This is a genomic window from Mesorhizobium sp. B3-1-7, from assembly GCF_006439385.1.
Taxonomy (GTDB): Bacteria; Pseudomonadota; Alphaproteobacteria; order Rhizobiales; family Rhizobiaceae; genus Mesorhizobium.
The window spans coordinates 107,035-127,022 of the sequence record NZ_VFTL01000008.1; the positions used below are offsets into that span (position 1 = coordinate 107,035).

The window sequence follows — 19,988 nt, forward strand, 5'->3', positions numbered from 1 at the left end:
ATCATCAGTTGGCGAGAACGATACAGCGTTCGGGCGGCAGCGAGAACGCCAGCGAGGAGCCGACCGGCGGCGCTTCCGGCCAGTCGAGGCGGACGCGTTGCGGGCCGAGCTCCACCGCCAGCCGCCAGCAGCGGCCCTGGAAGGCGCTCGACAGCACTTTGCCCTGCAGCCGGTTGCCGGGATGCGCCTCGGCCGGCCGCGCGTCTTCCGGCCGGACCACAAGCATGCCGTCGCCGGATTTCGCCCCGGGTGTGCGCAGGCTGTCGGCGGCGGCGCCCCGCACGCTGAACAGCCCGTCGCGCACGGTGCCGGGCACCACCGAAAAGCCGCCGATGAAACCGGCGACGAAGGAATCGGCCGGCCGCTCGTAGATCGCCCGCGGCGTGTCGAACTGGGCGATGCGGCCGTCGCGCATCACCGCGATGCGATCCGAAACGGCCATGGCTTCGGCCTGGTCATGCGTCACATAGATGACGGTGGCAGCTTCGCGCCGCACCAGCTCCATCATCTCGATGCGCATGTCCTCGCGAAGCGCCGCGTCGAGATTGCTGAGCGGCTCATCGAACAGCATCAGCGCCGGCCGCGCCGCAAGGCAGCGGGCGATGGCGACGCGCTGCTGCTGTCCACCCGACAGTTCCGAGGGGTAGCGATCGCGATAGGGTGCGAGCCGCGCGACCTCCAGCGCATGGCCGACACGGACGGCGATCTCCGGTTCGGCGAGCCGCTGCGCGCGCAGCCCGAACGACAGGTTGCCGGCCACCGTCATATGCGGCCAGAGCGCGTAGTCCTGGAACACCATGCCGATCCTGCGCTTTTCAGCGGGCAGGACGGATGTTTCGCTCCAGACGACACGGTCGCCGAGCGCGATCGTGCCGCTGTCAGGGTCGACCAGCCCGGCAATGCTGCGCAGCAGCGTGGTCTTGCCGGAACCGCTCGGGCCGAGCAGCGAGACCACCTCGCCGGCCCTGATGGCGAGGTCGAGGTTGCTGAGCACGGCGCGCCCGCCGAGCGACTTCGAGATGCCGGCGCAATGGAGCGAAGCGGTCATGCCGGCCCTCCCGACGCGGCCGGAGTGCCTTGCGGCCGGCCAAATGCAATGAAGCGCTTGAGCGGATACCAGATCAACGCCGCGGCGCCGCCGGCGGCGGCCATGGCGGCGAGCGCGATGGCGCAGGCCAGCCCGTCGCGGTCATGGCTGAACAATTTCAGGATGAGCGTCGGCGCCGGCGGACCGCTTTGCGGGATCAGCATCTGCGACATCGGCAATTCGAACACGGTGCGGATGAAGGTAAGCAGGAAGGCCGTGACGACGCTGAGCAGGATCAGCGGCAAGGTCACCGAGATGAGACGCCGGACCGCGCCGACGCCGGAGATCCGCGCGGCGTCGGTCAGGCTCGGCGCCAATTGGCCGACGGCCGAGAGGATGACGACCAGGCAATAGGGCAGCGCCGCCGCGACATAGCCCATGACCAGCAGCGAGCCGTCGCCGTAATGCGGGAACGGCCAGTCGCGAAAACCGGGCAGCCGGTTCCAGACCAGGATGTAGCCGAAGCCGAGCACGATGCCGGGGATCGCGACCGCGCCGAGCGACAGGCCAAGCACCGCAGTGCGCATGACAGGGCTCGAACGATCGAGCTGGGCCGAAAGCAGCAAGGCCAGCGTGCTGGCGATGACCGCCGCAAAGCCGGCGTAAAAGAGGCTGCGCATGAGCCCTTCATTGGCCGCCGTGTGCAGGCTAAGCGCCGCGCCGAGATTGGCGAGGGTGAAATTGTCCGGCGCCAGACCGTTGCCGAGCGTGCTGGTGAGCGCCCGCACCGCGATGGCGCCGAGCGGCAATATGAGCGCGAGGAAGGCGACCAGCAGTGCCATCGCAAAAGCGAGCCAGCGCCAGGCGCCGAGCCGATAGCGCCGGGCCGGCCTGGCCCGTCCGGAAATCAGCCGCGGATCGGCGCGGCGGCGCAGCAGCCTGTCGGCCACGATGACGAGCAGAACCAGCGCCAGCAGCACCAGGGCCTGCGCGCCGGCGGCCGGGAAGTCGACGGGATAGTCGCTCGCCGCGGCATAGATGCCATAGGTCAGCACACCGAAGCTCGACATCCTGGCAATCGTCGAGGCCAGGCCGAAATCGGAGAGCACTTCGGCGAAGGTGGCGATGAAGCTCAGCACAATCGCCGGCGCCAGCAACGGGCCGTTGACGCGCAGCCAGATCCTGAGCGGCCCGGCGCCCGACAGGCGCGCGGCGTCCTCCAGCTCGCTGCCGAGCCCCGCCAGCGCGCTGCCGATGATGAAAGCCGCGAGCGGGAAGAGGCTCAGCGTGTGCACGAAGACCAGGCCGGCCAGCCCGAAGAAGGAAGCGCCGAGCCAAGGCGGCAAAAAGCCAAGCTGCGCCAGGTAGCCGCCGGAGGACATCAAAAGCACCCAGGCCAGCGCCTTCAGATAGGACGGCGTCAGGAACACCAGCCAGGGCACCAGCGAAAGCGGGCCGCGCAGCGGGATGTCGCAACGCTGCACCAGCACGGCGAAGGCGCCGCCGAGCATGGTCGTCGTCAGGGCCGCAAGCAGGCCGAGCTCCAGCGAATGCAGGATCGAGCCGGCGATATAGGGTGAGGAGAAGACGCGCGCGAGCGGCTCGGCGCTGAAGAGGCCTTGCGCGCCGTCGACCGCGAACAGCCCAGGCACCACGGCCTGCAGCAGCACGAGCGCCAGCGGCAGGCCGATCAGCAGAGCGAAGACGGCATAGACCGCCAGCGGCCCGCCAAGGCGCGCCAGCGCGGGCAGGCGTCCGCGCGCCCACCCGCTCGAGCCGATGCCGCCGGCGGCGGCATCGAATTTCTGCACCATCGTCATTGCCAGGCGAGCGCGGTCACTGGACGAACTTTTCCTTGTACCACTGCTTCCACTCCGTCTCGTGCGCCGAGGCCGTCGCGTCGTCGAGATGGGTGTAGGCGATGCTGGTCTCGCGGCCGGGCTTGGGGTTCACGCCCTTGACGATCGGAATGTAGAAGAAGTCGGTGTCGTCGCCGTTCTGCATCGCGGCCTGGCCATCGGCGCTGGTGACGAATTCGATGAACTTGCGCGCAGCATCCATATGCTGCGTCCTGGCGCTGATGCCGAGGCCCTGCGGCAGCGACACCGAACCCTCGCTCGGATAGACGGCGGCGACAGGCTCGCCGGCGGCGATCTTGGAGAAGATGGCGCTGTCCTGGTTGATGCCGACCGAGGCGTCGCCGGTCAGCACCGCCTTGTTGACCTTGCCGCCGCTGGAGAGCCCCGAGAGCGACTTGTTGGTCAGCGTCTTGGCGAGCAGCTCCTTGCCGGCATCGACGCCGTTGGTCTGGAACAGGCCGGCAAGCCACTGATAGGCCGGGCCGGAGAGGTTCGGGTCCTTGGCGGCGACGCTGCCGGCGAAGCCTTGCAGATCGGCCCAGGATTTCGGCATCTTGTCGGCCTTGACCTTCTTGGTGTTGACCTCGATCGCGGTGGTGCTGGTGCCGGTCGGCAGGAAGGCGTGGCTCTGCGGGATCAGCGACTTGCCGAGATCGGTCCAGGCGATCTTGTCGAATTCGTCGGTCGGCACCGGCTGCAGCACGTGGTCGGCCGCCATGCGCTCCATCACGGCGGAGCCGTCGAGCCAGACGATGTCGAATTGCGGGTTATTGCCTTCAGCTGCGATCTTGCCCAGCGTTTCGCCGGTGCTGCCGGGCTCGACGATGTCGACGGTCAGCCCGGTCTTGGCCTGGAAGGCCTTGGCGACCGGGCCGGCAAAGTCGAGCGCGTCATAGAGCACCAGATCCGCGGCGCAGGCCGGCGCGGCGATGGATAGAACCGTCAAACTCAACGCAAGTCCAAGCGTTGTCTTTATAGTCATCTCGCTCTCCTGTTGTTTCGAGAAGGCAAAGTAATACCAATTGTATATTATACCTCTTTGGCTGACATTTTTATGTCAGTGGCATTTACTTCTTGCGCGTCCCGCGTTTTATCCATGCCTTGTCGATCGCGCCGCGCAGGCCGCTCAACCGGTCCAGGCTGTCGAACGCGGTCTCGCCGGCCTTGGCGGCCAGGGCGATGATCATTGCCTCGATGAGCACCATGGTGCCGCCATGGGTGGCGAGGTGGTCTGCCTTGCCGCGCGGGACCGGGAGCGTCACAGCCACCTTGTCGGAGACGAGCGGCCCGAGATTGTCGCTGATCAGCACCACCGGCACGTCACGCAGGCCGGCCTGGTCGAGGACGATCTCGACCTCGCGGTAAAGCGGTGCGTAGGCCATCATCAACACGGCATCGCCGCTCTCCAGCCACAGCAGGCGGTCGGCAAGCGCTACGCCCGACACGGAAAGCGCGCTGCTCGGCAGGCCGATCCTGTTGAATTGCAGGGCCGCGTATTCGGCCATGGCGCCCGAGGGGCCGATGCCGAAGATGTGGCGGCGACGGGCGGCGGCCAGGAGATCGACGGCGTTGGCGAAAGACGCTTCCATCTCCGGCCGCTTCAGCGCCTCGAGCGCGCTTTCATGGAGGCCGACGACATGGCGCAGCGCCGCGGCGCTGTCGCCGCCGGTCTCCTGCAAGGTGCGGGCCAGCCGCCTGCCGGGTGAGGCCGTGCCGGTCAGGTCCGCGAGCAGCACCTGGCGCAGCGCCGACAGGCTGTCGAAGCCGAGCGAGCGTGCCGTGCGCACCACGGTTGCGTCGCTGGCGCCGGCAAGCGCGGCGATCTCGGCCGCCGATCCCAGCAGCACCGCCTGCTTCTGGCCGACGAAAAAGCGCGCCATGCGCTGCTCGGCCGGCGGCAGGGTTTCGAAGGCCGCCTCGACACGATCGTCGAAAGCGCTTTGCCGGTCGGCGGAATCGTCGGATGTCATGATGGTCGGCCATTCGTCAGGAAGGTTCGTAGCAATCGCTACGGCACCGACACTCCGAAATGTTCATTACATCCGTGTGACAACGCCGGCCGTGGATCACGGGACCGACCGGCGCGCTGGGGGGCCTTACCCGTTGACGGTCTGTATCCGTTCGGTGTCCGTTGTATCGCGCCACTGCCCTGGCTATCTGCTGGAGCAACAGGGAGTTCGAGCGGTCGATGGGCCGCTGCAGCAGGAATGGAGCCATGAAGAAGATCGGATTTCTGTCGTTCGGGCATTGGTCGCCCTCGCCGCAATCGGGCACGCGCTCGGGCGCCGACGCGCTTTTGCAGTCGATCGACCTCGCGGTCGCGGCCGAGGAGCTCGGCGCCGACGGCGCCTATTACCGCGTCCACCATTTTGCCCGGCAGCTCGCCTCGCCGTTTCCGTTGCTTGCCGCGGCGGGCGCCAAAACCCGGCGTATCGAGCTCGGCACCGCCGTCATCGACATGCGCTACGAGAACCCGCTCTACATGGCCGAGGACGCGGGCGCTGCAGACCTCATCGCCGGCGGGCGTCTGCAGTTGGGCATAAGCCGCGGCTCGCCCGAGCAGGTGATCGATGGCTGGCGCCATTTCGGCTATGTGCCCGAAGAGGGCAAGAGCGACGCCGACATGGCGCGCCGGCATTCGGAAATCTTCCTCGACCTGTTGCGCGGCGAAGGCTTTGCCCAGCCCAATCCGCGACCGATGTTCCCCAACCCGCCCGGCCTGCTTAGGCTGGAACCCTTCTCGGCCGGCCTGCGCGACCGCATCTGGTGGGGCGCCGCCACCGACGCGACCGCGGTATGGGCGGCCAAGCTCGGGATGAACCTGCAAAGCTCGACGCTGAAATTCGATGAGAGCGGCGAGCCGCTGCATGTCCAGCAGGCCAAGCAGATAAGAGCCTACCGCGCCGCCTGGAAGGAAGCCGGCCATACAAGGGAGCCGCGCGTCTCGGTCAGCCGCAGCATTTTTGCCCTCGTCAACGACATGGACCGCGCCTATTTCGGCGGCAGCGAGGGCGAGGACCATTTCGGCTATATCGAGCCCGAGAAGCGCGCCGTGTTCGGCCGCACCTATGCCGACGAGCCGGACAAGCTGGCGGAACAGCTCAAGGAGGACGAGGCGATCGCCGAGGCCGACACGCTGCTGCTCACCGTGCCCAACCAGCTCGGCGTCGACTACAACGCCCATGTCCTCGAGTCTATCCTGAAGCACGTCGCGCCGGCGCTGGGGTGGAGGTGATGTGGCGAAAACCGCAAATGGCGTAATCTCCCCCTTGCGGGGAGATCGGCAGCTTCGGCGCCGGCGCTCCTCCCGTCCTTACCCACGACGTTGACATCTGATAAAATAGCAATCTACTTTGTAGCGTAATCGGTTACGTAACCGATTACGGCTCAATCAAGTGGAGGAGACTATGAGCAAGATTTCGGACACGCACGGGCTTGGCCCGTTCTCACGCCGCCAGTTCCTGAAGACCAGCGCCTTGGCTGCAGGCGCGCTCGCTCTGCCGCTCGGCCCGGCGCTTGCAGCCGACAAGCCGAAGGTCGGCCTGGTCATGAAGTCGCTCGCCAACGAGTTCTTCAAGCAGATGCAGGCCGGCGCGGAGGACTACGCGGCCAAGAACAAGGACAAGTTCGATTTCGCCGCCGTCGGCATGAAGGACGAGCGCGACTTCGCCGCGCAGGTCGACGCGATCGAGAACTTCATCACCCAGAACTACAACATCATCGTCGTGGCGCCGGCCGATTCGAAGGCCATGGTCACGCCGATCGCCAAGGCGCTGAAGGCCGGCATCAAGGTGATCAACATCGACGTCTCGCTCGATACCGAGGCCAAGAAGAAAGCCGGCATCGACCTCGCCTTCTTCGGGCCGGACAACCGCGCCGGCGCCAAACTCGCCGGCGACGCGCTCGGCAAGGCGCTGGGCAAGGGCGGCAAGGTCGTTATCCTCGAAGGCAATCCCGAGGCCGACAACGCCAAGGAACGCAAGCTCGGCTTCGACGACGCGGTGAAGGAAAACGGCCTTGACCTGCTCGATTCCAAGACCGCGCATTGGGAAACCGAGGAGGCCAACACGCTGATGACCAACTTCCTCACCCAGCATCCGGATATCCAGGGCGTGATGGCGGCCAACGACTCGATGGCGCTCGGCGTCGTCAAGGCGATCGACGCGGCCGGCAAATCCGGCCAGATCAAGGTCGTCGGCTTCGACAACATCCCGGCCGTCGGCCCGCTGCTGAAGGACGGCAAGATGCTCGCCACCGTCGAGCAGTATGGCGCGCAGATGGCGGCCATGGGCATCGACTACGGCCTGCGCGAGCTTGCCGGCGAGAAATTCTCCGGCTGGGTCAAGACCGACATCAAGCTGATCACCGCCTGAGGCGAGCCGCCGCCGGGACTCCCTCCGGTGTTCTGCTTGTCTCGTCATCGTCGCCGGCCACCTGCCGGCGACGATGACCGCGCGCTCGTACCGCCGTTGCGGTAGAAGAGCGCTGTTCAGGATTGCCGCATGAACGACGTGATTCTTTCCCTTGAAGGGGTCGGAAAGATCTTTCCCGGCGCCGTCGCGCTGAGCGATGTGTCGCTGTCGATCGCGCGTGGCGAGACCCATATCATCCTGGGCGAGAACGGCGCCGGCAAGTCGACGCTGATCAAGCTCCTGGCCGGCATCTACCAGCCGGACTCGGGCAAGATCGCCTTCAATGGCCAGCCCTACCAGCCGAAGACACCGCATGACGCGCAACAGAGCGGCATCCGCGTCGTGCATCAGGAGCTGAACCTCCTGCCCTATCTCAGCATCGCCGAGAACCTGATGCTGGAAAGCCTGCCGCGCCGCGCCTTCGGCATCGTCGACCGCAGGGCGCTCAACAGCCGCGCGGTGGCGCTGCTGAAGGAAGTCGGCCTCGACATCGATCCGCGCACGCGCGTCGAGGCCTTGGGCGTCGCGCAGATGCAGCTGGTCGAGATCGCCAAGGCGCTGAGCTACGACTCGAAGCTCTTGGTGCTGGACGAGCCGACGGCGACGCTGACGCCGCCGGAGATCGGACGGCTGTTTTCCATCATCAAGCGGCTGAAGGCCAAGGGCGTCACCATCATCTATATCTCGCACCGGCTGCACGAGGTGTTCGAGATCGGCAACCGGGTGACGGTGCTGCGCAATGGCAGGCTGGTCGCGACCCGCGATCTCGAGGGCCTCACCGTGCCCGACCTTGTGCGCATGATGATCGGCCGCGACATCGCCGACGAATACGGTTTCGACGCTTCGATCGTGCCGGGCAAGGTCGCGCTCAGCGTCGCCAATCTGAAGCGCGACGCCGCGACGCCGGACATCTCCTTCGCCGTGCGCCATGGCGAGATCCTCGGCGTCGCCGGCCTGGTCGGCAGCGGCCGCACCGAGGCCATGCGCGCCTTGTTCGGCGCCGATCCCAAGCTCGACGGCGTCGTCGAGATCGACGGCAAGCCGGTGGCGATCGCCGCGCCCAAGGACGCGGTGCGGCACGGCCTGAGCCTGCTCACCGAGGACCGCAAGAGCCAGGGCCTGCTGCTCGACATGGCCGTCGACAAGAACATCACCATTACCGATCTCGCCAAGGTCTCGCGCAACGGGCTGCTCAACCGCCGGGCGGAGAGCGCGGCAGCAAACGATTTGGTCGGCCAGCTGCGCGTCAAGGCAAGCTCGATCGAGCAGGCGGTGCGCAACCTTTCCGGCGGCAACCAGCAGAAGGTGGTTCTGGCCAAATGGCTGTTCCGCGGCACCTCGACGCTGATCCTCGACGAGCCGACGCGCGGCGTCGATATCGGCGCGCGGCGCGAGATCTACCAGCTGCTCTGGATGCTGGCGGCGCAGCAGAAGGGCATCATCATGGTGTCGTCCGACCTGCCCGAATTGATGGGCATGTGCCACCGCATCATCGTCTTTTCCAGGAACAGGATCGTCGGCGAGGTGCCGCGATCCGAATTCGACCAGGAGCGCATCCTGTCGCTCGCCTATCAGGAGTATGTGCGACCATGAGCGAGACGTCCGAGATAGCCGTGGCGGCGCCTGTTTCTCCGGGCCGGGCGAAGTTCCTGCGCTTCCTGGTGCGCGATGCCGGCGTGCTCCTGGCACTGGTGCTGATCACGCTGTTCTTCTCGGCCACCGCCCCTTATTTCGCCACCTCCGGCAACGCGCTGAAGATCTTCGTGCAGATCGCCATCAACACGGTGCTGGCGGCCGGCATGACCTTCGTCATCCTCACCGGCGGCATCGACCTTTCGGTCGGCTCGGTGCTGGCGCTGTGCACGGTCGTCGGCGCCACCGTGATGATCGACGAGAGCCTGTCGCCGGCCGTCGCCATCACGCTGGCGCTGCTCGCCTGCATGGCGACGGGCGCGGTGTGCGGCTTCCTCAATGGCTGGATCTCGACGCGCTGGAAGATACCCTCCTTCATCGTCACGCTCGGCATGCTCAACATGGCGGCAGGCGCTGCCCGCGTCGTCAGCGACAATTCCACCATCACCGGCCTGCCGCAGAGTTTCGTCGATTTCGGCAACCTGATCATCGGCGGCTTCCTGCCGTCGATCTTCCTGGTCGCGGTGCTGGTGATCGCGGCCGGCTGGTTCGTGCTGCGCTTCACCGTCTTCGGCCGCATGATCTTCGCCGTCGGCACCAATGACGAGGCGGTGCGGCTGTCGGGCCACAATCCGGATTTCTACAAGGTCGCCGCCTTCACCATCAGCGGGCTCACCGCCGGCATCGCCGCCATGGTCTATCTGTTGCGCCTCAACATCGGCAGCCCGATCGCCGGCGTCGGCTACGAGCTCAACGCGATCGCCGCCGTCATCATCGGCGGCACCAGCCTCAGCGGCGGCAAGGGCTCGATCATCGGCACGCTGGTCGGCGCCTGCATCCTGCAGGTGCTCTCCACCGGATTGCAGCTGCTCGGCGTCGGCGACAATTTCAAACCCATCGTAATCGGCCTTGTCATCGTGCTCGCGGTCATCCTAGACGCGTACCGGGAGAGGCTGTTGCGGAGGATCCGCTGAGGGGAACGGGCCATGACGACGATCGCCGATGTCGCGCGCCATGCGGGGGTATCCGTCGCTACCGTCTCGCATGTGATGAACCATACCCGCCATGTCGAGCCGGAGACGGCAGAGCGCGTGCGCGCCGCGATCGCGGCGCTGCGCTACAGCCCGAACTCGGTGGCGCGGAGCCTGCGGCGCGGCGAGACCAAGACCATCGGCCTGCTGCTTCCGGACAATTCCAATCCGTTCTTCGCCAGCGTCGCGCGGCAGATCGAGGATGCCGGCTTCGTCTCCGGCTACACGGTGATCCTGTGCAACTCCGACGGCAATGCCGAGAAGGAGGAGCGCTATCTCTCGGTGCTGATGGCCAAGCAGATCGACGGGCTGATCTTCGCCGGCTCGTCCGACCACGCGCGGGTCTTCGCCCGCCTCCTGCCCAGCGTGCCGGCGGTGCTGCTCGACCGCGAGATCCAGTCCGTCAATGTCGATTCCGTGCTGGTCGACCACGACCATGGCGGCTATCTCGCCGGCAGATACCTGGCCGGGCTCGGCCACCGGAAGATCGGCGTCATCGGCGGGCCGCGCGATTCGAGCTCCAGCCCCGCCCGCCTGCGCGGCTTTGTCCGCGCGCTTGGCGAGGCAGGCCTCGAGCTGCCGCCGTCCTCGATCGTCGATTCCGACTATCATTTCGCCGGCGGCCGGCTGGCGATGGAGCAGCTGATGGCGCAGGCGCCCGACATCACGGCGCTGTTTGCCTGCAACGATCTGATGGCGATGGGCGCGCTGACCCTGCTGCGCTCGCGCGGATTGCGGGTTCCCGACGACATGTCGATGGTCGGCTTCGACGACATCCCCTATGCCGTCACCACCTGGCCGCCGCTGACGACGATCGCGCAGCCAGTCGAAAAGATCGGCACGCGGGCGGTGAGCCTGCTGCTGGAACGGCTCGGCGATCCGGCCGCGCCCTCGCGCCGCGAGGTGCTGGCGCCGGTGCTGGTCGAAAGGGAAAGCTGCGCGGCGCGGCGGTAGTGTTTGTGATTGTCGACGCCGGCGCCAGCCCCCGCTCCGTCTCGGCGCTGCGCGCCGATCCACCTCTCCCCCACTGCTATGCACACCTTCTGTGACTGGCGTGACCGATCAGGCGGAGGCTTGATTGCCAGGTGGTTCCCCCAATCCGTCGCTGCTTCGCAGCGCCACCTTTCCCCCTCCGGAGGGAAAGGAAGGGAGCGTTGCTGGACGAGCGTTGACGGCAAGAAGCTTGGCGCCTTTCCTCTCCCCCGTCGAACGGGGGAGAGGTGGCTCGGCGAAGCCGAGACGGAGTGGGGGTCGACCAGCGCTACATAAGACGGAGAGGGGGACGCCCTATGCGATTGGCTTCAAGTCGCCGGCTGCACGGCCGCCCTCAGCAGCATCCCGAACAGGTCGCGCGGCTCGTCGGGGTCGGCGAGCAGGTCGAGCTCCTCGTAGAGGCCGGTGGCTTGGAGCTGGTCGCGGACGTAGCGCAGCGCGGAAAAATCTTCCGTGGCGAAGCCGACGGAATCGAACAGCGTGATCTGCTTGGCCGATTTGCGGCCCTCAGCCTGGCCGGTCATCACTTGCCACAGCTCGGTCACCGGATGATCGGCGTCGAGCTGCTGGATCTCGCCCTCGATGCGGGTCTGCGGCGGGAACTCGACGAAGATGTCGGAGCGCACGAGGATGTCGCGGTGCAGCTCGGTCTTGCCGGGGCAGTCGCCGCCGACGGCATTGATGTGGACGCCGGAGCCGACCATGTTGTCGGTGAGGATGGTGGCGTACTGCTTGTCGGCGGTCACCGTGGTGATGATGTCGACGCCTTCCACGGCATCCTGTCCTGTCGCGCAGATGGTGATGTCGAAACCCTTGCCGGCGAGGTTGCGGGCGCATTTTTCGGAAGCCGAGCGGTCGATGTCGTAGAGCCGCAGCCTATCGATGCCGAGCAGCGCCTTGAAGGCGATGGCCTGGAACTCGGACTGGGCGCCGTTGCCGATGATGGCCATGGCTTGGCTGCCCTTCGGCGCCAGGTATTTGGCCGCGACGGCAGAGGTGGCGGCGGTGCGCAGCGCCGTCAGAATGGTCATCTCGGTCAAGAGCATCGGATAGCCGGAGCCGACATCGGCGAGCACGCCGAAGGCGGTGACCGTCTGGCGGCCCTCGCGCATGTTCTTCGGATGGCCGTTGACATATTTGAAGCCGTACATCTTGCCGTCGCTGGTCGGCATCAGCTCGATGACGCCGTCATGGCTGTGCGAGGCGATGCGCGGGGTCTTGTCGAACAGCTCCCAGCGGCGGAAATCCTCCTCGATATAGGCGGCGAGCTCGGTCAGGAAGCGCTCGACGCCGATGGCGAGCACAAGCTTCATCATGCGGTCGACGCTGACGAAGGGGACGATGGCAAGGCGCGAAGGCTGGGTCATGGTCAGAGGCTTCCGGAGTGGCTGCGGGTCGGGCGGTCCATGATGCGGCGGCCCATCAGGCTGGCGGTGAGGTCGACCATCAGGGTCGCGGTGCGGCCGCGCTCGTCGAGGAACGGGTTCAATTCGACCAGGTCGAGGCTCGAAACCAGGCCTGAGTCGGACAGCATCTCCATCACCAGATGCGCCTCGCGGAAGGTGGCGCCGCCGGGCACCGTGGTGCCGACGGCCGGCGCGATCGAGGGGTCGAGGAAATCGACGTCGAGGCTGACATGCAGGAGCCCGTTCTCCTTCTCGACGCGGGCCAGGAAGGCGCGCAGCAAGGGCGCGATGCCGTGCTCGTCGATGGCGCGCATGTCATGCACGGTGACGCCGGCTTCAGTGAGCGCGCGGCGCTCGGCCGGGTCGACGCTGCGCAGGCCGATGGCGCAGATGCGGGCCGGGTCGACCGCTTGCGGCAGATCCGGGAAATAACCCTTGAAACCCGCCTGGCCGCTGGCATAGGCGAGCGGCACCCCGTGCAGATTGCCACTGGTGGTGGTGTCGAGCGTGTGGAAATCGGGATGCGCGTCGAGCCACAGCACGAAGAGCGGCCGGCCGCGCTCGGCAGCGCGGCGCGCCACGCCGGACACGGTGCCGGCGGAGATCGAATGGTCGCCGCCGAGGAAGATCGGCATGGCGTCCCTGGAAGCGGCGTAGGCGGTCTCGGCGATCGCCGCCGTCCAGGCGGAGATCTCCGGCAGCGCCTTCAGCGCCAGGTTGCCGTGGACCACGGGCCGCGCCGCGGCCTTCTCGACCGCGCCCCAGTCCTCGACCTCGTGGCCGAGCTCGGCCAGCACCGAGACCAGCCCCGCCGTGCGCAGCGCGCTCGGCCCCATTTCGCATCCCATCCTGCCCGCGCCGTCCTGCACCGGCGCGCCGACGATCCTGCAGCGCATTTTTTCTCACCTTGCGATTGATCGAAAGAGTGAACCATCACCTGCTGGCGGTTTGAACGGCGAAAATTGGCATTTCGAGAAGACTAATCTATCATATTGGTCAAATGATTTGATCGAAATGGAAAGCCATGGACGCTCTGGACGAGAAGCTGGTGACGCTGCTGAGGCATGATGCTCGGCGCAGCGTATCCGACCTCGCCATCGATCTCGGCGTGTCACGCGCCACGGTCAGGTCGCGCATGGAACGGCTGGAAAAGTCCGGCGAGATCATCGGCTACACGGTGGTGCTGCGCGCCGACGCGGTCGATCAGAAGATACGCGGTGTGATGACGATCGAGATCGAGGGCCATGCCGCCGACCGCGTCGTCAAGGCGCTCGGCGGCCTCGCCGAGGTCTCGACTATCCACACCACCAACGGCCGCTGGGACCTGGTGGTGGAGCTCGGCACCGCCACGCTGACGGATTTCGACGCCGTGCTGCGGCGCATAAGGCTGATCCCTGGCATAACGGGAAGCGAGACAAGCCTGCTCTTGGCGACGCCGAGGACAACGCGGGCGCGGCTGGCGTAGTCGAGCGGGCCGGCCGGCCCCTCCGTCACATCACAGATTCGCGAGGGCCGGGACGACCGGCGGCCCAAAGAGCGTTATGCGACGCGTCAGGCGACGGGATTGCGCATGGCGCAGATAGCGAGACCGCCAAAGAGCGTAGCCTGGTATGACGGATGCCGGCGCCGTCGCTGCAGCGGCATTGTACGGCAGCGCGCCGGTGTGAAGCCTGGGAAGGCCCGATCACACCGGCAGCCGCCTTGCGAAGAACGCATGTTAGTCAGCCGTTCGGATAATAGCCGCCGTCCGAGCCGTCGCCCATATAGGTTCCCTGGCCGGTGGCGTCCTGAAGCCGCTGATCCAGCTCGTTGATCTGCCCGATCGCCGATCCGCCGCGCTGGATGCTATCGGCCTGCTGCATCAGCTCGCGGGCCTTGCCTTCAGAGATCTTGCCGAGCTCCCTGGCGTTGCGGATACCTTGCTTGACGCCAAGCAGCTGCTCCGTTGCGGCTCTCGCCTCCGGATCCATCGGCACTGACGCCGTGGTTGTCGTGTCGACCGCCGCTCTATGGTGGCGGTGCACGGCATAGGCGCTGGAAAGCGGTATGGCCGCGAAGATCGAGGCGGCCGCAATGAGCTTTGGGATGAAAGAACGCATGATGACATCTCCCTGCGATGGAAGAAGCGGCAAAACCGCTTTTTCCGAAACGGGCCGTCCTGTCGCGTCGTGTCGCGGTGCTGGCCATTCACCGCCGGCGTTTCTCGGCCCAAAGCAGACATATAGAAGCCGCCCCGGCGTTGAAACGAGGGTGGAACGCAAACGTTATCCGATGTGAACGGGCGTTGAATCGCCAATGCGCGGGCCGGGGTCTTCAGGCGACGCTGGCGAACGGGATCGGCGAACTGGCAGTCTGTCCGCCAAGCCTGGCATTGGCGAGGTCGGCAAGCTGCTCGGCTTCGCCGCGCGTCAGGCCGATCAGCGGCCGGCCGACCATCTCCGCCGGGATGTCGAAGGCCAGATCACACACAAGCCAGTCGTCGCATGGATCTCGCATCGCTGCGAACCGCATTGACGCGCCTTGTTTCAGCGTAGCTAAAGCGGGCTCGGTGTTCACGGAATCGCTGACCGGCCTAAGTCTTTGTTTGGCCCACGTGGTTGCCCCGGAACCGCGGCGCGCTCCCACGACACGCATGGCAGTTGAAACAGAGTCCGATTGTTCCAGCGCAGGCCAGTAAAGTATCGATAAAAGGCTGGAATATCGGGAAAGTACCGCCGGCCGCGGTGTCGAGAGGAGTTCATTCGCCTGGCTGGCGAACTCCTCCGCTTGCTCGCGCGTGAGACCCAGTAGCACCATGTCCGGCATCTGCGCCGGGCAACCGGACCGCAGATCGTATACCATCCATTGGCCGCACGGATCCTGTAAGGCTGTGAACCTCATGGCCGTTTTGTTTAGCTATGCCCCAACGTAACGACTTGCGGGAATGGTTCCCCGCGAGACTGCCCGGCCGGATCAATTCCGGCACTTTCGCTCAACATATAATTGTCGGGCGCCCGGCAAAAGAGGTTCTACAGTCCCTTCGGCATGCGACCCAAGTCTGACGGGTTGCCGATATTTTCGGGGTGGCGAATGCTACTACCCGGGAGAAATATCGCGTGATTACATCTGCTTGATCCATTTTGCGGGAAGTCCGTGACGGAAGGCGCACAGGCGATCGGTTCAGGCGGGGACGTTTTTCGGGCCATGCGCGGCGCCAAGACGCGCTGCCCTATTCATGCCCACGTTTGCGCGAGATGGATTTGATGATTTTTTTGAGACGAGACGGCCATCTCCGCGCGAGCTTCCTTTCCAGATAAGCGATGCGCCCGCGCAGCGCCGGCAAGCTTTCCCTCTCCAGCCACATCGCGTCAACCTCGCTTGCCAGGCGTTCGAGATAGGGCGCGAACGGACCCACCGCCGGCTCCGGCGCACCGGATTCCAGCGCTTTTCGATAAAGGCCTTCCAGCCCGTCGACCGCAATCTGGAGGGTTCGTTCGCGCCGCACCTTTGCCGTCACCTGGGCCGCGTCCTCCGGCGAATAGAGAGCAAGCTCCCGGCGCAGCCATGCCTCGTTGATCGGCGTCGCGCCGCTGTAGTAGCGGGGTCCGAAATTCAAGAAGGAGCCGCGGTCGAAGTTCTCCACGGTCACCAGTCCACCGGCCTGGGTCGGCGCCAGCGTCATCACCGCGCAACCGGTCGCCATTGCTTCCAGCGCGGATTTGCCGCTTGCGAAGACGAGATCATATTGCTGCAGCAGCATCTCCGGCCGGGGTTGGCTGTTGCCATAGGCCGCGCCGATCTTGTCGAGTTGGAGACCGAGCGCGGCACAACCGGATTCCAGTTGCGAAAGCTCGATCTCGGGCAGGCCACTGCTCTGGAAGAGCAGCGCCCGGCGCATCTCCCGAGGCGGCGAGCGCACCTCGGAGAAGCGCGTCGTGTTGACAAAGTTCGGCACGCAGGAAACACGCCCGGGATCGAGATCGAACTCGGCGATGGCGCGTCGCACCATCCATTCGCACATCATCACGTAGCAGTGGATGCGCTGGTGCATGGGCGGCTGCTCCACCCATGGTATGGCGCCGTGACAATAGTAGACGGCAGGCGTTGTTTCGAAGCGCGCCATGGCCGCCATGGCCGGCAGATGATGGTGGGCGTGGATCAGGTCCGGGGTCCACGGCACGTCGTCCAGGCGGGATACCACACGCACGCCGCTTGGCCAGAGCAGTTTGGCGACACCGCCGAGACGAGGGCTGAAAACCGTGATTTCGTGGCCGCGCTCGGCCATTTCGCGGGCGACCTCGACGGTGACCATCTCCGACCCGTGGAAGTCGACAAGCGCGCGTTGGGTCATCAGGAGCCGCATGCCGGCCCCTATAAGCGGCGCTGAGGCACGGCGACGATAAGGCCGGCCCTTGCGGCGTCGTTGAGATAGCCGATCCCGAAGGGCAGGGCCGGACCGTCGCCCCTGTCGCCATAGGCCGCGGCCAGCTCCGACTGATCATACTTCGCGAACACCGGAATATCGGCGACAAAGCGTCCATGCAGCTCGATATGCCATCCCCAGTCGCGCAACAGGCGGTAGGGGATGCCGCTTGGATCCTGCACCAGGACATCGGTCCGTTCCCGCAGAAGACCGCGAAGCCGCTCGAAGGGCGGTTCGTGCAGGAGATAGCTCGCGCTCTTGACAAAGGTCGCCAAGCGGCGCGTGGCCCCGAGGTGACGGCTGAGCGGGCTCTCGCGCGCCCAGTGTTCGTCGCGAAGGTCCTGCTGGAAATAGGTGAGGCGGATTGGCGCCGCCCGGTCACCGAACAGGATATGGATCCCCGTGCCGTCGACGGGATCGATCCGGTGCAGCGGCAGCCCGGCATGGGCGATCTGCGCGATCAGGAGCGGCAGGACGCCCCCTATGCTGCTGCCCGTCAGCTGCGATCGCAGGTCCTTGGTGACGAAATAGGAGCAGTCGAGATAGTGCCGCAAGATGTCCACTATGCCGGCCAACGCGAAGTCGTCCGGTCTTTCCGCGAGCGGCCAGGGACCGCATGGTTCGGCGCCAACCAGGATATATTCTCGAGCTTGCGGGAAAAGGTGAAGGGGGAACAGCAGGTCCGGGCCGCCGAAAGGATAGAAAATGGTCTCGACCATGGTCCGGTGCGCCGCAAGGTTATTCTGCGCCCAGTGCCCCGCCGGCTCGGCGAAACGTCGCTTGAAACGCGCGAACAAGCCATAAATCGCTTCGGCAGGCCCGGATCCGGAGGGAGCCCGAACAAAACCCTGCAATAGAGGCGAGAGCGCCTCCGCCAGCCCGTTGCGGGCCTCCAAATCGGCCTGTGAGCAATCAGGCTGGTACACGCGGCACCCGCGCAGCGCACGCCCCCGTGGTGACCGGATCGACAATCGCGGCGCGCCGAGTAACCGTTGATGAGAGAGGAAAGGTCATGGGTATGGAGCCTGTTCAGGCCAGATACTGCGGCAAGCGTGCCTGCGTTACGCGACAAGCGCCCCGCCAAGGCCTGCCTTGCCGTTGTTAGCGTATCTCCGGTGCGAGGGGCAATCGCGAAATGATCCGCGAAAGGCTCCGCCAAGTGGCAGCCATGAGTGTCCAACAGCGTATGTCAGCGGCAAAAATGAAAAGGGCCGGATCGATCCGGCCCTTTTTCATAGCGCTTAACTTCCTTGAGGAAATTGGAGCGGGTGAAGCGATTCGAACGCTCGACCCCAACCTTGGCAAGGTTGTGCTCTACCCCTGAGCTACACCCGCTCGCGCGGCCTTGGGCCGCAAGCCGCGCCTATATGGCCGAAGAGCGCGGCGATTGCAACAGGGAAATGACGGTCTTCTTGGAGTGAATTCCTCCCGCGGCGAAGTTCGCTTCGAAAGCATCGAAGCGGGGCCAAAATCGGGCCGGTTGCGAGTCCCCGGGCAAAGCCGCCGTTCGCCTTGCCTGGAATCGCTGCGGCGGCCTTGCCCCGAGGGCGCCGTTGGCCGTAAACGGCATGACCCCTTTCTGATTGCGCGAGGACCGATGCCGAAGACCGAAGCCGAGCTCAACGCCTTTCTTGCCGATCTCGGCATTGCCGTCACGACGGTGCGGCACCCGCCGCTGTTCACGGTCGCCGATTCGCAAGGCCTGCGCGGCGAAATCCCCGGCGGCCACACCAAGAACCTGTTCCTCAAGGACAAGAAGGACAATTACTTCCTCGTCACCGTCGGCGAGGACGCCGTGGTCGACCTGAAACAGATACACCACCTGATCGGCGCCGCCAGCCGGGTGTCCTTCGGCAAGCCGGAAATGCTGATGGAACTGCTCGGCGTCATCCCCGGCGCGGTCACCGTTTTCGGCCTGATCAACGACACGGAAGGGAAGGTGAAGATCGTGCTCGACCAGGCATTGATGAGCCACGACGTCATCAACGGCCACCCGCTGACCAATGAGGCGACGACCTCGATCGCCGCCGCCGACCTGATCAGATTCGTCGAGGCAACCGGCCACGATCCTGTTATCCTGAAAGTCTCATGACCTTGAAAGTCCCGTTACCTTGAAACTCGGGGGCTGATCGCCACATGGAAGGCGGTTTTTGAAATCCGACAATGACGCGCCGGGCGCCGACGCCCGAGAGCGTGACCGAAAGGGCGAGAATATGAGTGACGACAATCCGTATAGCGGCGCGTTCGGCGGCAATGGCGGCCAGTACGCCCAGACGGTGCAATATGGCGGCGGCGACCGCGCCAAGGTTTCGCTCGGCGACGCGCCGGCGGCGGCCGACCTGATCAAGGACACCACGACCGCCACCTTCGCCGCCGACGTCATCCAGGAATCGCGCCGCCAGCCGGTGCTGGTCGACTTCTGGGCGCCATGGTGCGGGCCCTGCAAGCAGCTGACGCCGCAGCTCGAAAAGGCGGTGAAGGACGCCGGCGGCAAGGTCAAGCTGGTCAAGATGAACATCGACGATCATCCCTCGATCGCCGGCCAACTCGGCATCCAGTCTATCCCCGCCGTCATCGCCTTCAAGGACGGCCAGCCCGTGGACGGCTTCATGGGCGCTGTTCCGGAAAGCCAGATCGCCCAGTTCATCCAGAAGGTCGGCGGCAAGGGCGGCGGTGCGCCGCAGATCGCGGACGCGCTTGCCGCGGCGGCGGAGGCGCGTACGGCCGGCGACGTCCAGACCGCGGCCGACATCTACGATGCGATCCTCGAGCAGGCGCCGGAGACGATCGAGGCGGTCGCGGGCCTGGGCGAGATCCTGTTCGATGCCGGGGATGCGGAAGGCGCCGAAGCCGTGCTGGCGCGGGCGCCCGAGGACAAGAAGGACGCGCCGGCGCTGGCGGCGCTGCGCGCCAAGATGACGCTTGCCGCGGAAGCGGCCGCGCTCGGCAATCCGGCCGAGTTCGAGCGCCGGCTCGCCGCCGACCCGGCCGACCATCAGGCGCGCTTCGACCTGGCGATGATCCAGAACGCGCGCGGCGAGCGCAACGCGGCCGCCGACAACCTGCTGGCGATCGTCAAGGCCGACCGGACCTGGAACGACGACGGCGCCAGGGCGCAGCTGTTGAAACTGTTCGAGGCCTGGGGAATGACCGACGAGGCGACGCTCGCGGCACGCCGCAAGCTCTCGTCGCTGCTGTTTTCCTAGAGCGGTTCGGCGTTTCACAG

At 65.8% G+C, this 19,988-nt stretch carries 18 protein-coding genes and 1 tRNA gene; 8 read left to right on the top strand and 11 right to left on the bottom strand.

Annotation, left to right across the window (positions count from 1 at the left end):
- Positions 1 to 4: 4 nt before the first annotated feature.
- The 4 genes from FJ417_RS09180 to FJ417_RS09195 all read right to left on the bottom strand — a co-directional run bounded on the left by FJ417_RS09180 (position 5) and on the right by FJ417_RS09195 (position 4,856).
- On the bottom strand, positions 5 to 1,048 hold the full coding sequence (locus FJ417_RS09180) for an ABC transporter ATP-binding protein (RefSeq protein ID WP_140783222.1): 1,044 nt from the start codon (positions 1,046 to 1,048) through the stop codon (positions 5 to 7).
- A complete protein-coding gene (locus FJ417_RS09185) occupies positions 1,045 to 2,841 on the bottom strand; it encodes an iron ABC transporter permease (protein WP_181183191.1) in 1,797 nt (598 codons plus the stop codon). Before FJ417_RS09185 ends, FJ417_RS09180 begins: the two co-directional genes overlap by 4 nt.
- Before the next feature lie 22 nt (positions 2,842 to 2,863).
- On the bottom strand, positions 2,864 to 3,868 hold the full coding sequence (locus FJ417_RS09190; protein WP_140783208.1) for an extracellular solute-binding protein: 1,005 nt from the start codon (positions 3,866 to 3,868) through the stop codon (positions 2,864 to 2,866).
- Positions 3,869 to 3,953: 85 nt separating this feature from the next.
- A complete protein-coding gene (locus tag FJ417_RS09195; protein WP_140783207.1) occupies positions 3,954 to 4,856 on the bottom strand; it encodes a MurR/RpiR family transcriptional regulator in 903 nt (300 codons plus the stop codon).
- A 245-nt stretch (positions 4,857 to 5,101) separates the two neighbouring features.
- On the opposite strand from FJ417_RS09195, the gene FJ417_RS09200 reads away from it, so the two are divergent.
- From FJ417_RS09200 to FJ417_RS09220, 5 genes are all read left to right on the top strand, one after another.
- Positions 5,102 to 6,121, top strand: a complete 1,020-nt coding sequence (locus tag FJ417_RS09200; RefSeq protein ID WP_140783206.1) for an LLM class flavin-dependent oxidoreductase — start codon at positions 5,102 to 5,104, stop codon at positions 6,119 to 6,121.
- A gap of 172 nt (positions 6,122 to 6,293) precedes the next feature.
- A complete protein-coding gene (locus tag FJ417_RS09205; RefSeq protein WP_140783205.1) occupies positions 6,294 to 7,259 on the top strand; it encodes a sugar ABC transporter substrate-binding protein in 966 nt (321 codons plus the stop codon).
- Positions 7,260 to 7,388: 129 nt separating this feature from the next.
- Positions 7,389 to 8,891 (top strand): sugar ABC transporter ATP-binding protein, encoded by a 1,503-nt coding sequence (locus tag FJ417_RS09210; protein ID WP_140783204.1) that lies wholly within the window; start codon positions 7,389 to 7,391, stop codon positions 8,889 to 8,891.
- Positions 8,888 to 9,904: an ABC transporter permease gene (locus FJ417_RS09215; RefSeq protein WP_140783203.1), complete on the top strand. Its 1,017-nt coding sequence runs from the start codon at positions 8,888 to 8,890 to the stop codon at positions 9,902 to 9,904. The genes FJ417_RS09210 and FJ417_RS09215 overlap by 4 nt, the downstream gene beginning before the upstream one ends.
- Positions 9,905 to 9,916: 12 nt before the next feature.
- The gene (locus FJ417_RS09220; RefSeq protein ID WP_140783202.1) at positions 9,917 to 10,915 is read left to right on the top strand and encodes a substrate-binding domain-containing protein; all 999 of its coding nucleotides are present in this window, start codon (positions 9,917 to 9,919) and stop codon (positions 10,913 to 10,915) included.
- A 347-nt stretch (positions 10,916 to 11,262) separates the two neighbouring features.
- Here the strand turns inward: FJ417_RS09220 and FJ417_RS09225 are convergent, their stop codons facing one another.
- Positions 11,263 to 12,321 carry an ornithine cyclodeaminase gene (locus FJ417_RS09225; protein ID WP_140783201.1) on the bottom strand — a complete coding sequence of 353 codons (1,059 nt, stop codon included), beginning with the start codon at positions 12,319 to 12,321 and terminating at the stop codon, positions 11,263 to 11,265.
- 2 nt (positions 12,322 to 12,323) lie between these two features.
- Entirely contained in the window at positions 12,324 to 13,256 is a 933-nt protein-coding gene (gene rocF / locus FJ417_RS09230) for an arginase (RefSeq protein WP_140659063.1), read from the bottom strand.
- A 128-nt stretch (positions 13,257 to 13,384) separates the two neighbouring features.
- On the opposite strand from rocF, the gene FJ417_RS09235 reads away from it, so the two are divergent.
- Positions 13,385 to 13,825, top strand: a complete 441-nt coding sequence (locus tag FJ417_RS09235) for an Lrp/AsnC family transcriptional regulator (protein WP_095769871.1) — start codon at positions 13,385 to 13,387, stop codon at positions 13,823 to 13,825.
- A 256-nt stretch (positions 13,826 to 14,081) separates the two neighbouring features.
- Here FJ417_RS09235 and FJ417_RS09240 read toward each other — a convergent pair whose 3' ends face one another.
- From FJ417_RS09240 to FJ417_RS09255, 5 genes are all read right to left on the bottom strand, one after another.
- Entirely contained in the window at positions 14,082 to 14,459 is a 378-nt protein-coding gene (locus FJ417_RS09240) for a hypothetical protein (protein ID WP_140647216.1), read from the bottom strand.
- Positions 14,460 to 14,673: 214 nt separating this feature from the next.
- Complete coding sequence (locus FJ417_RS33080) at positions 14,674 to 14,829, bottom strand: hypothetical protein (protein ID WP_181183190.1); 156 nt, start codon at positions 14,827 to 14,829, stop codon at positions 14,674 to 14,676.
- Between the two features lie 739 nt (positions 14,830 to 15,568).
- Positions 15,569 to 16,651, bottom strand: a complete 1,083-nt coding sequence (locus FJ417_RS09245) for a glycosyltransferase family 4 protein (RefSeq protein ID WP_181183189.1) — start codon at positions 16,649 to 16,651, stop codon at positions 15,569 to 15,571.
- A gap of 59 nt (positions 16,652 to 16,710) precedes the next feature.
- Entirely contained in the window at positions 16,711 to 17,733 is a 1,023-nt protein-coding gene (locus FJ417_RS09250) for a hypothetical protein (protein ID WP_140783199.1), read from the bottom strand.
- A 289-nt stretch (positions 17,734 to 18,022) separates the two neighbouring features.
- Positions 18,023 to 18,097, bottom strand: a tRNA-Gly gene (locus FJ417_RS09255).
- A 262-nt stretch (positions 18,098 to 18,359) separates the two neighbouring features.
- On the opposite strand from FJ417_RS09255, the gene FJ417_RS09260 reads away from it, so the two are divergent.
- Together FJ417_RS09260 and trxA are read left to right on the top strand one after the other, a co-directional pair.
- On the top strand, positions 18,360 to 18,854 hold the full coding sequence (locus FJ417_RS09260; RefSeq protein ID WP_140647207.1) for a prolyl-tRNA synthetase associated domain-containing protein: 495 nt from the start codon (positions 18,360 to 18,362) through the stop codon (positions 18,852 to 18,854).
- Positions 18,855 to 18,975: 121 nt separating this feature from the next.
- Positions 18,976 to 19,968, top strand: a complete 993-nt coding sequence (gene trxA / locus FJ417_RS09265; RefSeq protein ID WP_140783225.1) for a thioredoxin — start codon at positions 18,976 to 18,978, stop codon at positions 19,966 to 19,968.
- The last annotated feature ends 20 nt before the right edge of the window (positions 19,969 to 19,988 follow it).

Excerpts from the sequence above, each read along its gene's own strand:
- FJ417_RS09235 (WP_095769871.1), top strand. The coding sequence starts at position 13,385 with ATGGACGCTCTGGACGAGAAGCTGGTGACGCTGCTGAGGCATGATGCT.
- FJ417_RS09200 (WP_140783206.1), top strand. The coding sequence starts at position 5,102 with ATGAAGAAGATCGGATTTCTGTCGTTCGGGCATTGGTCGCCCTCGCCG.
- FJ417_RS09260 (WP_140647207.1), top strand. The coding sequence starts at position 18,360 with ATGCCGAAGACCGAAGCCGAGCTCAACGCCTTTCTTGCCGATCTCGGC.
- FJ417_RS09190 (WP_140783208.1), bottom strand. The coding sequence starts at position 3,868 with ATGACTATAAAGACAACGCTTGGACTTGCGTTGAGTTTGACGGTTCTA.
- FJ417_RS09195 (WP_140783207.1), bottom strand. The coding sequence starts at position 4,856 with ATGACATCCGACGATTCCGCCGACCGGCAAAGCGCTTTCGACGATCGT.
- FJ417_RS09210 (WP_140783204.1), top strand. The coding sequence starts at position 7,389 with ATGAACGACGTGATTCTTTCCCTTGAAGGGGTCGGAAAGATCTTTCCC.
- FJ417_RS09225 (WP_140783201.1), bottom strand. The coding sequence starts at position 12,321 with ATGACCCAGCCTTCGCGCCTTGCCATCGTCCCCTTCGTCAGCGTCGAC.
- rocF (WP_140659063.1), bottom strand. The coding sequence starts at position 13,256 with ATGCGCTGCAGGATCGTCGGCGCGCCGGTGCAGGACGGCGCGGGCAGG.
- FJ417_RS09185 (WP_181183191.1), bottom strand. The coding sequence starts at position 2,841 with ATGGTGCAGAAATTCGATGCCGCCGCCGGCGGCATCGGCTCGAGCGGG.
- FJ417_RS09205 (WP_140783205.1), top strand. The coding sequence starts at position 6,294 with ATGAGCAAGATTTCGGACACGCACGGGCTTGGCCCGTTCTCACGCCGC.
- trxA (WP_140783225.1), top strand. The coding sequence starts at position 18,976 with ATGAGTGACGACAATCCGTATAGCGGCGCGTTCGGCGGCAATGGCGGC.
- FJ417_RS09245 (WP_181183189.1), bottom strand. The coding sequence starts at position 16,651 with ATGGTCACCGTCGAGGTCGCCCGCGAAATGGCCGAGCGCGGCCACGAA.
- FJ417_RS09220 (WP_140783202.1), top strand. The coding sequence starts at position 9,917 with ATGACGACGATCGCCGATGTCGCGCGCCATGCGGGGGTATCCGTCGCT.
- FJ417_RS09240 (WP_140647216.1), bottom strand. The coding sequence starts at position 14,459 with ATGCGTTCTTTCATCCCAAAGCTCATTGCGGCCGCCTCGATCTTCGCG.
- FJ417_RS09215 (WP_140783203.1), top strand. The coding sequence starts at position 8,888 with ATGAGCGAGACGTCCGAGATAGCCGTGGCGGCGCCTGTTTCTCCGGGC.
- FJ417_RS09180 (WP_140783222.1), bottom strand. The coding sequence starts at position 1,048 with ATGACCGCTTCGCTCCATTGCGCCGGCATCTCGAAGTCGCTCGGCGGG.